The organism is Streptococcus oralis (genome assembly GCF_001578705.1).
GTDB lineage: Bacteria > Bacillota > Bacilli > Lactobacillales > Streptococcaceae > Streptococcus > Streptococcus oralis_J.
The window spans coordinates 1,014,814-1,029,418 of record NZ_KQ969037.1; the positions used below are offsets into that span (position 1 = coordinate 1,014,814).

13 protein-coding genes and 2 pseudogenes are annotated in these 14,605 nt (G+C 43.3%); 3 read left to right on the forward strand and 12 right to left on the reverse strand.

Annotated features, from left to right (window positions below; all coding sequences use genetic code 11):
• The coding region (locus tag SORDD05_RS10345; protein ID WP_196757198.1) for a KxYKxGKxW signal peptide domain-containing protein at positions 1-2,352 on the reverse strand (2,352 nt) is incomplete at its 3' end.
• 360 nt (positions 2,353-2,712) lie between these two features.
• Between SORDD05_RS10345 and SORDD05_RS10250 the strand changes: the two are divergent.
• Positions 2,713-2,963 (forward strand): annotated as a pseudogene (locus SORDD05_RS10250) (ISL3 family transposase); the annotation flags it as partial.
• A 24-nt stretch (positions 2,964-2,987) separates the two neighbouring features.
• Here SORDD05_RS10250 and SORDD05_RS05095 read toward each other — a convergent pair.
• The 10 genes from SORDD05_RS05095 to SORDD05_RS05140 all read right to left on the reverse strand — a co-directional run bounded on the left by SORDD05_RS05095 (position 2,988) and on the right by SORDD05_RS05140 (position 10,788).
• The gene (locus tag SORDD05_RS05095) at positions 2,988-4,091 is read right to left on the reverse strand and encodes a nucleotidyltransferase (protein ID WP_061417471.1); all 1,104 of its coding nucleotides are present in this window, start codon (positions 4,089-4,091) and stop codon (positions 2,988-2,990) included.
• A 9-nt stretch (positions 4,092-4,100) separates the two neighbouring features.
• Positions 4,101-4,841, reverse strand: a complete 741-nt coding sequence (locus tag SORDD05_RS05100; RefSeq protein ID WP_061417842.1) for a class I SAM-dependent DNA methyltransferase — start codon at positions 4,839-4,841, stop codon at positions 4,101-4,103.
• Between the two features lie 613 nt (positions 4,842-5,454).
• Positions 5,455-5,808: a ribosome silencing factor gene (gene rsfS / locus SORDD05_RS05105; RefSeq protein WP_061417473.1), complete on the reverse strand. Its 354-nt coding sequence runs from the start codon at positions 5,806-5,808 to the stop codon at positions 5,455-5,457.
• Positions 5,809-6,402 carry a bis(5'-nucleosyl)-tetraphosphatase (symmetrical) YqeK gene (yqeK, locus tag SORDD05_RS05110; protein ID WP_061417475.1) on the reverse strand — a complete coding sequence of 198 codons (594 nt, stop codon included), beginning with the start codon at positions 6,400-6,402 and terminating at the stop codon, positions 5,809-5,811.
• A complete protein-coding gene (locus SORDD05_RS05115) occupies positions 6,402-7,031 on the reverse strand; it encodes a nicotinate-nucleotide adenylyltransferase (RefSeq protein WP_061417477.1) in 630 nt (209 codons plus the stop codon). Before SORDD05_RS05115 ends, yqeK begins: the two co-directional genes overlap by 1 nt.
• Positions 7,032-7,082: 51 nt before the next feature.
• A complete protein-coding gene (gene yhbY / locus SORDD05_RS05120; RefSeq protein WP_000060164.1) occupies positions 7,083-7,394 on the reverse strand; it encodes a ribosome assembly RNA-binding protein YhbY in 312 nt (103 codons plus the stop codon).
• A 213-nt stretch (positions 7,395-7,607) separates the two neighbouring features.
• Entirely contained in the window at positions 7,608-8,714 is a 1,107-nt protein-coding gene (yqeH, locus tag SORDD05_RS05125; protein WP_061417479.1) for a ribosome biogenesis GTPase YqeH, read from the reverse strand.
• Between the two features lie 2 nt (positions 8,715-8,716).
• Entirely contained in the window at positions 8,717-9,244 is a 528-nt protein-coding gene (locus SORDD05_RS05130) for a YqeG family HAD IIIA-type phosphatase (RefSeq protein ID WP_061417481.1), read from the reverse strand.
• 17 nt (positions 9,245-9,261) lie between these two features.
• Positions 9,262-10,170 carry a magnesium transporter CorA family protein gene (locus SORDD05_RS05135; RefSeq protein ID WP_061417483.1) on the reverse strand — a complete coding sequence of 303 codons (909 nt, stop codon included), beginning with the start codon at positions 10,168-10,170 and terminating at the stop codon, positions 9,262-9,264.
• Positions 10,171-10,227: 57 nt separating this feature from the next.
• Entirely contained in the window at positions 10,228-10,788 is a 561-nt protein-coding gene (locus tag SORDD05_RS05140) for a mechanosensitive ion channel family protein (RefSeq protein WP_061417485.1), read from the reverse strand.
• A 147-nt stretch (positions 10,789-10,935) separates the two neighbouring features.
• Between SORDD05_RS05140 and sstT the strand changes: the two genes are divergently transcribed.
• Both sstT and SORDD05_RS05150 read left to right on the forward strand, forming a co-directional pair.
• Positions 10,936-12,141 carry a serine/threonine transporter SstT gene (gene sstT / locus SORDD05_RS05145; RefSeq protein ID WP_061417487.1) on the forward strand — a complete coding sequence of 402 codons (1,206 nt, stop codon included), beginning with the start codon at positions 10,936-10,938 and terminating at the stop codon, positions 12,139-12,141.
• 66 nt (positions 12,142-12,207) lie between these two features.
• A complete protein-coding gene (locus tag SORDD05_RS05150; RefSeq protein WP_061417489.1) occupies positions 12,208-13,161 on the forward strand; it encodes an aromatic acid exporter family protein in 954 nt (317 codons plus the stop codon).
• Between the two features lie 140 nt (positions 13,162-13,301).
• Here SORDD05_RS05150 and SORDD05_RS09835 read toward each other — a convergent pair.
• A pseudogene (locus SORDD05_RS09835) lies at positions 13,302-14,429 on the reverse strand (IS3 family transposase).
• Positions 14,430-14,605: the final 176 nt, after the last annotated feature.

The window sequence follows — 14,605 nt, forward strand, 5'->3', positions numbered from 1 at the left end:
TGATGCGCTAGCTGATTGACTTGCACTTACAGAAGCTGATGCGCTTTGGCTAGCGGATACAGATGCTGAAGCGGATTGACTTGAGCTTACTGATGTGCTTGCTGATTGGCTTGCTGATACAGACGCTGAAGCGCTTTGGCTAGCATTTGCTGAGTTTGATGCTGATTGGCTGGCACTTGCTGATGCACTTTGGCTAGCTGATACAGACGCTGATGCACTTTGGCTTGCAGATACTGATGCACTAGTTGATGCTGATGCTGAAGCTGATTGGCTTGAGCTTACTGAAGCACTTGCTGAACGGCTTGAGCTTACGCTTGCTGAGGCCGAGCGACTTGCACTAAGTGATGCACTCGCTGAACGGCTTGAACTTACGCTTGCTGAGGCTGAACGGCTTGAGCTTACGCTCGCTGAGGCTGAGCGACTTCCGCTAAGCGATGCACTCGCTGAGGCGCTTGCTGAACGGCTTGAGCTTACGCTTGCTGAGGCTGAGCGACTTGAGCTGAGTGATGCACTCGCTGAGGCACTTGCCGAACGGCTTGAGCTTACGCTCGCTGAGGCTGAGCGACTTGAGCTGAGTGATGCACTTGCTGAGGCACTTGCTGAACGGCTTGAGCTTACGCTTGCTGAGGCTGAACGACTTGCGCTGAGTGATGCACTCGCACTTTGGCTTCCTGATACAGAAGCAGATACGCTACGGCTCACGCTCGCACTGGCTGAGGCACTTTGGCTCGCACTGGCTGACGTTGATGCACTAATACTTGCTGAGATAGATGCTGACGCACTTTGACTAGCACTAATTGACGCAGAGTCACTCGCGCTCAAACTCATTGATTCTGAAGCTGACTGTGTACTTGTTGATGCTGACGTTGATTGACTTATAGATGTAGATTGACTCTCATATCGAGGGTTACGAGTAACATTGAAGCTTATTGTAGCTTGATTGACCACTCCTTGACCACCTGCGCCACTAACTCGTACATTGAACAATACCAAGTTCCCTTTGACAGGCGTTGGATAACCCCACATAGTCAAACGTGGTAAATATCCAATCTGACCTTGTTGACTCCGTACTTGCACAACATCCAATCGATAGTTAAGACCAAGTTGTTTCAAACGATTAGTGTCTGTCTCAGAAATATAGAGGGCATCTCTAGCAATATGCTCCTGCTTCCAAGTACCATTAAAGTGCTTGTTTTGTCCATTATGGAAATAAACATGTGTCTCAGGCATTGGTTTATAAGCTGTTTGATCAGGAATTGGATATCTCTTGGCATATTGACCATTTGGTGTATCGGTAAGAAATACACCAGCTTCAGAGTCAATAATACCTGGAATACCTTGGCGGAAACCAGAGTAACCCTTTTTCGGTGCAGTTGTTACTTGTTTGTCTGCCGCTTGATCCTTCTCAGCTTGCTTGGTTGTATCCTTACCTTGAGCTTGGTTCTTATCCGCTACAACACCAGCTGCGATGTTGTTGCTTGTTGTTACTGCTTGGCTTGTGCTAAGAGCTACACTTGCCAAACTTTGGTTAGCACTACCTGATACAAGGCTTGCTGCAGGATTGACCTTAAGGTTGAGCGATGCAGAAGCTGAGGTAGACACAGAAGCCTGAGCTGATGGTTCGCTAACAACTGATGTACTCTCAACTACAGAGGCAGGTGCTTGAGTGCTTGCTGACTCTGATGGTGTAGAGCTTACTGATGCAGATGCTGTTGCACTTGCTGAAGCTGATACAGGAGCTGATGTTGATTGACTCGCTGACTCAGATGCTGGAGCAGTTGACTGACCTGCTGAGGTTGAAGTACTTGCAGATGCTGACTGACTCGCTAAGACTGACTGACTTGCTGAGGCAGATTGACTGACTGAAGCTGACTGACTCGCACTCGCTTGAGCCTCAACAGATTGACTGACTGATACAGAAGCTGAGGCAGATGCTTGTTCTGCTTGAGCTTTCTTTACTTCTGCTTGCGCTTGAGCGATGATTGAGTTAGTACTTGTTTCAGTTGTTTCAGCTGCTTTTGGTTCAGCTGCGATGACTGTTTTATCCGTTTCTTTGTACTCAGATGTTTCATCTGCGTATACAGTTTGCTCTTGTGTCATCACAAATCCTGCAGCTCCCGCGGCCAGGATTCCCCCTATACCCGCTAGCGTGTTAAAACTAAGGTGTGCGTGATCAAGTTCTTCAGTGTCTGACAGGGTACTAGAGACAACTTCGCCCATCCCACCGATACGGAAGAGATCCAATTGAGAGTTCGAGGCTTTTACCCAGTTTTTACCCGACTTGTAAAGCTTATAACGCTTTTTCTCATCTACGATCTCGAAATCTTTGTTAAATTTTTTACTTCGAAACATTTGTTTCCTTTCTTTTATCCAATTGCGACCCTTTGTTAACCTCATGACCATTAACAAAGCGTAGTTGCGCTGCCCTCTCAAAACCAAAATAATAAAACCGCAGTCAGTTTCAGTTTTTATCCCTTTGACTCAGAAAAAGCAGATTCCATCTGGGATATACCAGTTGTTTTTAACTGGTATACACCATTTACCATTTTACCAAAACGGCTTGCCCTTTTCAAGTAATTATATGCGAAATGACAAATGAAAACACTTAATTTTTGTTAAAAATTCGCTTTTAAAGTTCAAACTATTGAAATTCTCTTACGATTTTCGAAATCAAGCCCATTAATACTTCCAATAAAAATGACCAAACCATCATTAGAAGAGATCATTTCTTTTGTAAATCCCATACTTTTAATCGTTTTTCAGACGTTTTCGAAAGATACAGATGAGGACAAGATTATTAACGCTTTGGAACACCCTGTTCTCATACAAAACGGGAAGCCACTATCAACCTTATCATAGTCATTAAACGAAATGCCTTTGATTGTTAGAACTTTGACAATGTCAAAACCAGAATTTTCATAGCTTTAAACATGACAAAAGAGAGAATCAATCTGATTCCCTCTATGCTTCGTTATATGTCACCCACTTCAGTTTCCACTTATTTCCATTCTAATCGGCACTCGACCAAAATTCTGCTCTGCGATGCTTGGCTGTCCTAGTTGGTAAATCTGGTCTGCCTTTTGAGTCATAGCATCCCAAGGTTCTTTTCCAATTCGGCTGACTAGATGGACCCGCTCTTTCAGAGACTTGAGGTGTTGTCTGCCTTTTTCAGTAAAGCCAAGAACATGTATAGCTTCTGGCAAGTCGCTTTCTCTGGCCTGCACCAAGATATAGGTCAAGAGGCGTCTGACACGCGCCTTGGTGTAGCGCTTGGTCGCAACCGCCTCGACTAATTCTTCCACAGACTGGGCTGTTTTGATAGCATCCTTGATGCGCACAGCCATTTCCTGATTGACCTGATAGATGGTTGTTAGGTCTGGATTTGATAAGATTTGATAGCGGAGCAAGGGAAAATAATCATCCCAGCTCACTTTACTAGTTTTTTCAAAAAGCTCTACAGAAGGCATAAAACACTCCAAGAAATCTTGGTCCTTCTGGTGCTGACGGAGGGCTGTTGCCGAGGCAAATTCCACATTCTTGTCCACAGAGTGATAGCCAGCTCCCTGACGCTGAATCGGATGCAGTTTGATGTTGCGTCCCGCAACCGCCTTGGCATAGGCCAGAGCAAGGACATGATTGGGGGTATTGCCTGAAAAATCTAGACCTGCAAATTCCTTCCACATGGCTTGGGTTTTCTGAGGATAGGAGAGGGCATCAGGCAGATTTTCCACAAAATTCTCCATCTCGGTACCTTTCTCTGTGTATAAGTCAGCAACTTTCTGATAATCCAGAACTTCCTCTGTCCCGAAAGCGAGGGTATCAATGCCCAAGCGAGCCAAGATATCCACAGCTCCTTGACCGAAGAAATCTGCTGCCTGAACACTGACTAAAAAGGGCAATTCCACTACCAAATCTGCGCCATTTTCCAGTGCCATCTGGGCCCGTGTCCACTTATCCACGATAGCAGGCTCTCCACGCTGCATGAAATTCCCAGACATGGCAACGATTTTCAGTCCCTCCGCCTGATCCAGCAGGTATTTATGCCCATTATGAAAAGGATTAAACTCCGCGATAATACCTGTGATGGTCATGATGTTCTCCTACTTCTGCGCGACAAAAAACCAACGGGTGCTGGTTTCTGTCGGCTCCTTGTCCTCAAAGTCCGCATAGAGTTTGAAGGACTTGAAACCAGCCTGTTCCAGCAAAATATCATAGGTCAAGACCTCATAGGTCCGCTCCTCATGCACTTCATCGTGGCGACTAAAGGAACCGTCCGCTTCCTTTACAAAGAAGGTCAGCTCATGCACGATGGAGTGAGGAGCTTCGTCCTCATAGGTATCCCAAAGCATGGCAAAATCTTCCGCATTTTCATGGTAGGAATAGCCTGGAAAAATCTCATCAGTCTGGTAGGTCGAATGCACGTCAAAGATAAAGATGCCATCTTCGTTGAGAGCATTATACACTTCCTTAAAGACGTCTCCCACCTCCACCTCATCCTGCATGTAGCAGATAGAGTCAGAGTAACAAGTCACAAAATCATATTTACCAGCCTTGGACAAATCCAGCATATTGCCCTCTATAAAATCAATCTTTTGCTTGGCTGAAGCAGCTCTCTTTTCAGCAATCTTCAGCATATCCGCGCTCAAGTCAAGTCCTGTCACATCAAAACCAGCCTGAGAAAAGCGAACAGACTGGATACCTGTTCCGCAAGCCAGTTCCAAAAGTTTCTTTCTCTCCTTAGTCTTAGGCAAATGGCGAAGCGAAAAATCCGTCCATTTATCGTATAAACTATCATCCATCACAGCATCGTAAACAGCCGCAAAGGTTTCATAAGTTGCCATATTCATGATACCAAGTCCACCCGTAATCAGAATGAAAATTAGGAGCTTGGGCTTAGGATCCTGATCCAAGACTAAGCTATCTATTTTCCGGCGATTACAGGACGGGTTCAAATCCTTTCTAAGATACAAAGAGCGTTAAAAGCAAGGAGAAAATAGGAAACTTTCTGCTGTATCGTCAGATACAAAGGAAGTTACTCTTTTTCTCGTAGCTTTTAGCTCGTGTTCAGTTTCGATATGAACAAAACACGACGCCCTCACCTTTCCATCAATTTTCTAAAATAAGCAAATAAACCCAGTTGACTGCAACTGAGTTCGATTGAAGACAAAGTCTTTTTAAGACTTTCCTTAAGTGATTTCGGACGTCTGCGACCTTCTTTGAAGTTCCAAGACTTAGTTTTGAGCCCTTCGTTTTTCATCTCTAAACTCAGGCTAAAACAGTTCCCCGAACTGTTTTACTCTCAAAACTCCCGAGTTCTTGAAACATTATCGTTTCAAGAAGTTTTATCACAACGGAAAGTCTCGGTAATTTCTCACTTCTCACTCAGAAAACAAGAATAATCTCAATACATTGTCGAATTTCAAAGCAATTCCCATACGAAGTTCAAGTCATCTTCTACGCCAGAGTTTCAGATATATCTACTGAATACGCCTCATGCCACAGTTTTTCTAGGTTATAATGGGCACGCATTTCTTCTGAGAAGATATGCACAACGACACCACCCAGATCCAGTAAGACCCAGCCTCCCGCTGCATCGCCTTCAACATGGCTACCTTTAAAGCCTGCTTGAGCTACTTTTTCACGAATATTGTCAGCGATAGCGTCCAACTGACGGCTATTCATTGAACTCGTGATGACAAAGTAGTCCGTCACGCTGGTCAAATTCTGTACGTCAAGTGCAAGGATATCCTCCGCACGTTTCTCATCAGCCGCTTTCACGACTAGTTCTAGTAATTCTTTTTCGTTCATTTAGTCCTCTTTCAAATAGTGCACAAAAGCGTTATAGGTTTCAAGGGTTTGGGGATAGATGGGGAATCCCTGATGAGCTAGATGCTCCACGGTACGAGCTGTTTCGTAGGCCACTGCCTTATTGAGCGATAGCACAGCAATCTCACGCGCCACATCCACACCTGGAAAGGCGCGGTTATGCTCAATATAGTCTGCGACGTAGATAACCTTATCTAGATCTGTCATCTGACCAGCACCGACTGTATGAATTTCAATGGCTCGCAGGATTTCAGAGTCTTGCAAATCCAAATCTTCCTGAATCTTGTAGATGCCAACCATACCATGCCAGACATTATTTCCCCAGTTTTTGAGGTCAGGGTCTAGCTGGTAACAGTCAATCAAGTCTAGAAATTCCTGATCTGACAGCTTTTTAGCATAATCATGAAGAAGGCCTGCTAGACCAGCTTTCTCAGCATCCACACCGAAGCGTTGAGCTAGCTCTATGGCTGCACACTCCACACCTAGACAGTGGGTTAGGCGTTTCTCGGGTAGAAGCTCTGCCATTCTTTCCAACAAAGCCTCTCGGGAACAGTTGATATAGTCTTGGTATGCCATCAGTAAAGCCCCTCCTTCTCGATGTAGTCTAGCACTGGCTGAGGTAGGAGAAAGTTAGGTTTCCGACCTTGAGCAATGAAGTCACGCACCATGCTGGACGAGATGTCCATGAGAGGCACATCCACCCAGATAACTGGATAGGAAGTCCCTGCCTTGTAGCGCGGACGCTGAACTCCTACAAACTGAACCATGTCGACCAGCTCATCAATTCGGTACCACTTAGGCAGATAGTCCACCATATCAGCCCCGATAATGAAGTAATAATCCGTATCTGGATGTTGCTCTGTCAAAATCTTCATGGTGTCGTAGGTGTAAGAAATACCCTTGCGCTCTAACTCAATGGTTTCAATGGCCAGGCCTTCAATCCCCTCAATCGCCAACTCAAGCATCTTGAGCCGATGGTACTCGGGGATGGTTTCTTTTTTGTCCACGTGAGGTGGTTGGTACTCAGGCATGAGCAGAACCTGGTCTAGTCCTAACTGTTGTCGTACTTGGTCTGCAACGATCAGATGGGCATTGTGAACAGGGTTAAAATTTCCCCCTAAAATCCCGACTTGTTTGCGTTTTTTCTCCTTGATTTCTGGCTCCAACTCTACCTTGGTAAAGGGAGTCAATAATTCGATTGCCATAGGCTCGTCTTCCTTTAATTCTCTGTAAAAACAGTTGTTTGGAGTAGGTGTTTAGATTTCTTTAACTTTCTTGGAAATCTTGCGATTTTCTTTCTTGCTGGATTGCTTAAACAAGATCAAGATGCGTCCGATTTTTTGGACAGTATCTACACCAATTTCTTCTTCCAAGATTTCAGCTACTTCGTGGATGTTTTCATCTGTATTTTGCAAGAGTGTGACTTTAATCAATTCACGGGCGTCAAGAGCTTGACGGATGCTGGTTTTGATTTGGTCGTTGAGACCATTTTTCCCGATTTGGATGATGGGTTTGAGGGTGTGTGCCTGGCTGTTGAGGAAGGCACGTTGTTTTGAGGTTAATGACATAATTTCTTTAAAAGAGTTTCTTTTTATACTTTTCTAAAGTGGTGACGGACGTCAGCAAAGTCCTTTGGACTTTCATGACTAAAATTTGAGCCTAAGGTCTCAAATTTTCCGCAGTTGGTACAATCACTTGTACCAACTGACACCACGGCGAAAAGTATTCTCTACGGGCTCGCAATGCTCGCCTTAATAAAGACAACCCTTTCCTTTCTGTGTTTAAATAATGGCTTTGCGTGTGACGACGGCGACGCCTTCGGGTGCCCAGACGGCGACTTTGGCGGTGCCCGTTACACGGATCCAGCCTAGTCCTGAGATGACTAGGTCAGTCTTGTCCTTGATATTAAATACATGCTGAACCAATTTTGGAAGATCTTCTTTTTCCTTGCTATTTGGTGGTGTGAGGAGAGTTCCAAGGTGCTTGTCATAAAAGTCAGTCGCTCCTTCTAGCTTGGTACGATGGAGTTTGAGTTCATTGTCAAAGAAAGCGGTAAATCCTTGCTTTTCACCTGATATGAAGTCAAAGCGTCCCAAACCACCTAAAAATAGAGTTTGTTCAGGGTTGAGCTGATAGGTTTTTGGCTTGATTTCCTTTTTAGGGCTGACATACTTGAGGTTTTTAGCCGTCAAGTAGTGGGCCATCTGGTGGCGGTGAATAATTCCCGGTGTATCGTAGATATAAGATCCGTCGTCAAGCGGAATCTCAATCTTGTCCAAGGTTGTCCCCGGGAAACGCGAAGTCGTGATGACATTTTGGTCACCTGTGATTTCTTGGATAATGGCATTGATAAGAGTTGATTTCCCAACGTTGGTTACCCCAACTACATAGACATCACGCCCCTTACGGTAGTACTCAATTTTGTCAATGACTTCCCTAATGGCATGCTTGTTTTGGGCTGAAGTCAGGACGACATCCACTGGACGAAGTCTTTCTTCGTGGGCACGTTCCATGAGCCACTGGCTAATCTTGCCCGGTTTAACTGACTTGGGCAGGATATCTTTTTTATTTCCAACTAAGAGGACATCATTTCCCGATACAAAGCGTGGCAAGCCTGGAATAACTGATCCATTGAAGTCAAAGATATCAATGACATTGACCACCAAGGCATCACTGTCTCCCACCTCGTGCAAGAGTTTGAGGAAATCATCGTCCGTCAACTGGACATCTGTGATTTCATTGTAATGACGGAGACGGAAACAGCGTTGGCAATAGACTTCGCCAGTCTCCAAACCTTTTTCGAGTGCTGACTGGGGAGTAAATCCAAGACCAGTCTTGTCTGTCGTCTGAATGGTTGCTCCACAACCAATACAGAGAATTTCTTCCATAGTTAAATTCCTTTTTTATATGTAATCGGTCCGTACTTTTCAGTGATTTTTCGCATGACACGGCGTTCACGAGCTCGGTTAATCTGCGTTTTGATCGAGTCGTGTTGGACTAAAGGTTTGACTAATATTGATCGAATGCCTGCACGATGGGCTGCGCGAATATCCGTCATGAGTTGGTCGCCGACCATGACCACTTCATTTTTCTCGTAGTGAAATTCCTTCATAGCACGGTCAATCCCAAATGTGAAAGGCTTCAAGGCCCAATAAACGTAATCAATTCCAAATTTCTCAACTGCACGTTGAACTCGTTTTTTGGTGTTATTTGAGACCACGATGACACGAATACCTGCGTCACGAAGGTCATGTAGCCATTGCTTCATCTCTGGCGTCCCATCAGGGTTGTTCCAAGCAATGAGGGTATTATCCAAATCGACCAAAACAGCCTTGATCCCCTGCGCCTGCAGGCTTGGGACTGTCAGATCATAGACTGCTTCCACAGCAAAATCTGGCATGTAGTTTTCAATCGCCATTCCGGCTCCTTTTCTTTTTAATTTCTAGCAATTTTCTTTAAACATTGGGCTAAGACTGCCCATAAAATGAGACTAGCTATCAAAATATAAATCCAAGCATTCGGTTCATCTGTAAACGGTAAAGGGACATTCATTCCGAAGAATCCTGTAATAACCGCAAGGATAGCCAGCAAGACTGAGATAATTGTCAAAGTTGTCAAATTGTCATTTAGATTATTATTTAGGATGTTGTTGTAAGAGGCTGAGAGTTGTTGCAAAACTTGGGAAATCAAGTCTGTCATCGAAACCAACTGATGGGCTTCAATCATAGCATCATCAAACTGCTCTCTTTCTACCTCATTAAGATTGCGATAAAGAGCATGCCCTTGGATATGTTCCAAGAGGAGACGATTTTGTTTGGCAGCAGCTGTCAAGTAAACCATACCGGTTTCCAAGTCAGAGAGGGCAAAAAGATTTTTTTTAGTTGTTTTTTGACGAAGAAGTGCACTGATTTCATCCTTACTTTTATCCATCTCTTCAATAACTGGATAATAAGCATTGCTAATAATCTCTAAACTGGCAAAAAGAAATTTGTAGATGGAAATCATTTCATGGCTTTCAAGGTAGGTCGCCATGCGTTTAATCACATAAGTATTCTTGTGATTGCTGATAGTAATCAGCCGTTGTTTTTCAACTATAAAGGTCATCGGAATCGCTTCATAATATTCTTTATCTTTTTCTAAATCAAGAACATTATAAATGAAGGTTACCGTCCCCGTTTCACGGTTATAATCCATGTGGGCGCGTTCATTTCTATCTAGAGCATACTCGATGGTTTCCTTGTCCAATCCATAGACGTCAGAAAGATCTTCCATGTTTTTAATTTTGTCCACATCAAGGTCTATCCAGGTACAATCATGACCTAGTTTTTTCTCTACAAATAGCATACTCTCTCCTTTACCAAACTCCTTCTATTGTACCACAAATCTGCCAAAATAGCAGACCTACTCTGTACGAGAGAAGTTGCTAACAACAGTGATATTGCGGTTAGGAACAAAGTGAAGGGCTTGATCGTCACCTCGCAGTTGAGTTGTACGGATCCCTACACTAACGACCTTTCCAGATACGGTAATAGGACCATTTGTGAGGATCACTTCGTCGCCCACATCGAGCTGGCGTTCAAAGAGGATAAAGAAACCATTGATAACATCAGACAGAAAACCTTGTGCGCCCATCCCAATGGCAACCCCAGCAATCCCCGCACCAGCAAGGAGGCTAGAAACTGGCAAACCCAAAATAGACAAGATACAGTAAATCAAAAAGAAATAAAGTGTGTAGTTAAAAATATTCTCAAGTAAACGAGAAATGGTCTTTTGTCTGCCTGCATCCCGATTTGAAAATTTAAGCGAGGGCTTGACAATCTTTCGGACAGTCGCATGAAGCATCTTTTTAGCTATATAAAATAGCAGAAACAAAATCAAAAGAGAGATCACCTTGGTCAAGACATTCTCTAATACAGTTGTTACATCCAATTTATCAAGATAACGTTGAAAAAATTCTTGCATACAAAACTCCTTTTTAGTATTATACCATAAATTATCCAGCCATATTTTTCATAAATATACCGACATCCCCCAAAATTCAAAAAAGGACTTGCCTCAACGACATATTTATACTATAATCATAAACAATACACTTTGAAGGAGACTATTATGAAAAGAATCATTCGAGCCTGGAACAAGGCCAGCCTCATCAAACGTATCCTAATCGGCATGCTTCTTGGAGCCTCCCTAGGTTTGCTTTTCCCTAGTTTGTCAGGTATTGGCATTCTCGGTGATCTGTTTGTTGGGGGATTAAAAGCCATCGCTCCTGTTTTGGTCTTTACCCTCGTTGCAAATGCCCTTTCACAACATCAAAAAGGGCAAGATACCAATATGAAGACGGTTATTTTTCTCTATCTACTTGGTACCTTTGCTGCTGCCTTACTCGCTGTATTGGCTAGTTTTCTCTTTCCTGTCCAGATCACTCTTAGCAGTGCTAGTACAGAGATTGCCCCACCAGACGGCATCGGTCAAGTTCTCAGCAATCTTCTGCTAAATCTCGTAGATAATCCCCTAAACGCTATCGTCCAAGCTAATTATATCGGGATCCTATCATGGGCTGTTGTCTTTGGACTTGCTATGAGGGAAGCTAGCAAAAACAGTAAGGAATTGCTCAAAACCATGGCAGGAGTAACTTCCAAGATTGTGGAATGGATTATCAATTTGGCTCCTTTCGGAATTATGGGCTTGGTCTTCAAGACCATCTCTGATAAAGGAATTACCAGCCTTGCTAACTACGGAATTTTGCTAGGACTCTTGATTGCAACTATGGCTTTTGTGGCCCTTGTCATCAATCCCCTCATTGCCTTTCTCTTTATGAGAAAAAATCCTTATCCTCTTGTTTTTAAATGTTTACGTGTCAGTGGGATTACAGCTTTCTTTACTCGTAGTTCTGCTGCTAATATTCCTGTAAACATGAAACTCTGCCAAGATCTCGGACTCAATCCAGATACCTACTCTGTTTCTATTCCCCTTGGCTCCACTATTAACATGGCTGGCGCAGCCGTAACCATTAACATTTTGACTCTAGCTGCAGTCAATACGCTAGGAATCTCTGTCGACTTTGGTACAGCCTTTGTGCTCAGTGTAGTGGCTGCCATTTCTGCCTGCGGAGCTTCTGGAATCGCTGGTGGATCACTCCTCCTCATTCCCGTCGCTTGTAGTCTCTTTGGGATTTCAAATGACGTTGCTATGCAGGTAGTCGGAGTTGGTTTTGTCATCGGTGTCGTCCAAGACTCCTGCGAAACTGCCCTGAACTCTTCTACCGACGTCCTCTTTACGGCAGTAGCTGAGTACGCATCGGCACGTAAAAAATAGATTTTTAAGACAAGTCTTCCAAGCCTTGTCTTTTATACTCTTATTCTAGTATTATAGGAAATTCTCATGTCTATCACCCAACGTACGACAAAACTGATCTTAGCGACCTGCCTTGCTTGTTTTCTCGCTTATTTTTTAGATTTATCATCAGCAGTTTCAGCTGGAATTATCGCTCTCTTAAGCCTCTCCGACACGCGCAGAAGTACTCTGAAATTAGCCCGTAACCGCCTCTTTTCCATGCTCCTAGCACTCGCTATCGGTGTTCTAGCCTTTCAACTGACAGGATTTCACATCTGGAGTCTGGGCCTCTATCTGGCTCTCTATGTGCCTCTAGCCTATAAAATGGGCTGGGAAATCGGCATCACCCCTAGCAGTGTCTTGGTCAGTCATCTCTTGGTACAGAAGTCTACCTCTCCAGACCTCTTGCTTAATGAAGTACTCCTCTTTCTCATCGGGACAAGCTTTGCTTTATTGGTCAACCTTTATATGCCCTCTCGTGAGAAAGCTATTCAATGCTACCACCTTCAGGTTGAAGAAAAGTTAAAAGACATCCTGCTTCGCTTTAAATACTATCTGTCAAGAGGAGACGGACGCAACCAAGCCCAACTCGTTGACCAATTAGACAAGCTCCTCGATGAAGCTCTCAAACTGGTTTATTTGGATCACTCGGACCACCTCTTTCACCAGACGGACTACCACATCCACTACTTTGAGATGAGACAGCGACAAAGTCGTATCCTGCGAAATATGGCCCAGCAGATCAATACCTGTCATCTGGCCGCAAGTGAGAGTTTGATTTTGGCTCAACTCTTTTCAAATATTGCTGTCCAGCTAAGCCAGACCAATCCTGCTCACGACCTACTTGATGACATTGAACGCTATCTGCAAGTCTTCCGCAATCGGAGTCTCCCTAAAACACGTGAGGAGTTTGAGACTCGCGCCACTCTCCTGCAGTTACTACGCGAAGCCGAAACCTTTATCCAGGTCAAGGTCGATTTTTACCAAAAATATGGAAACTAGAAAAACCCCAGAAGAATTCATGTAACATGATTTCTCTGAGGTTTTTAATTTACCTTTGACTTCAATTACCTTTACTATATGAAAAAATCCACGAATCAAAAGGCACTGCACCCTTATAATGAGACACAAGAAAAACACATTTATGAGGCCAGTTTTCTGTAATCTACAGGAGACTGGTCATTTAATCTCTGTTGAATTCTAGTTTCATTATAAAATATGATGTAAGATTGACAATTTCTGTTATACTATCTTTAGTTAGGTTTCTCCAATTATGGAGATAGAAGGTTTCAGACTTGAGGACAGCATGAAACCATTCAATACAGGCATTATCTGCTGGTGTTCCTTTTCGGGACATGGAGCGGGTGATGCCTTTTTCTATGCAAGCCTGATAGTAGGATTTTGAGGTGTAAACAGATCCCTGGTCGCTGTGTAAAAGCGCTCCTTGAGGTAGTTCAAGTTGATGAAGTGTATCGAGCACAAAGTTATTATCTTGGCAATCGGAGATGGTATAAGCTACAATTTCGCGATTATAGAGATCATGATCGAAGATAGATAAAGTCTACAGTTCCCAAAGTAGAGGTAGGTGATGTCTGTGACAAGCTTCTCCATAGTCTTGTCTGCCTGAAAATCACGATCCAGCTTATTGTCTGTTAAATGATAAGGCTTCCCTAATTTAGGTCCCTTCTTGGGACGGACACAGCAAAGACAGCCCTTTTCCTTCATGATACGATAGACTTTCTGACAATTTACGACGAGGTTATAAACTTTCTTTAGTAAGCGAGTGATGGTTCGATAGTCATAAATAAAGTGATTTTCCATACAGAGTTGTTCGATTTTATCTATTATTTCGTCTCTTTTCTAAGAATTCTTACACTCCTGTTTCCAGCGATAAAAGGTGAAGCGTTTGACTCCGAAACACTCTAAAATAACAGACACAGGGCACGTTTTCTTATACTCTTCTACTAGCTTGATAAGACTTACTTTGTCGATTTTCTTACCAAGCTCTGATACTTTTTTAGTAATTCTACCTGCAAACGTAACTGTTCGACTTCGGATAGCTGTTCCATTCCTTTACCATAAGTATATTGTTTCCCCAGAGGTTGATGAAAACGATGTAGCTCATCATTCTCATACCATCGCATCTAGGTGTAGATTTGACTGTCATTCTTAATTTCCAAGATCTCCATGATGACCTTATTGGACTTACCAACCTTTTTCATTTCGATGCAGGCTAACTTAGTTTCTAATGAATATGCTTTTTTGACCATAACAAAACACTCCTGTTTCTAGTTTACCAGAATTCAACAGGAGTGTTTTCTTGTGTCTCATTTTATGGGTGCAGTTCCCTGAGCTAGTTTTTCGGTTTCTATAATAGGAAGCGGAATCTAATTACTAAATAGTAAAGAAATCAGTTAATTTCCACCAGTTTATCAAAAGCAATTAG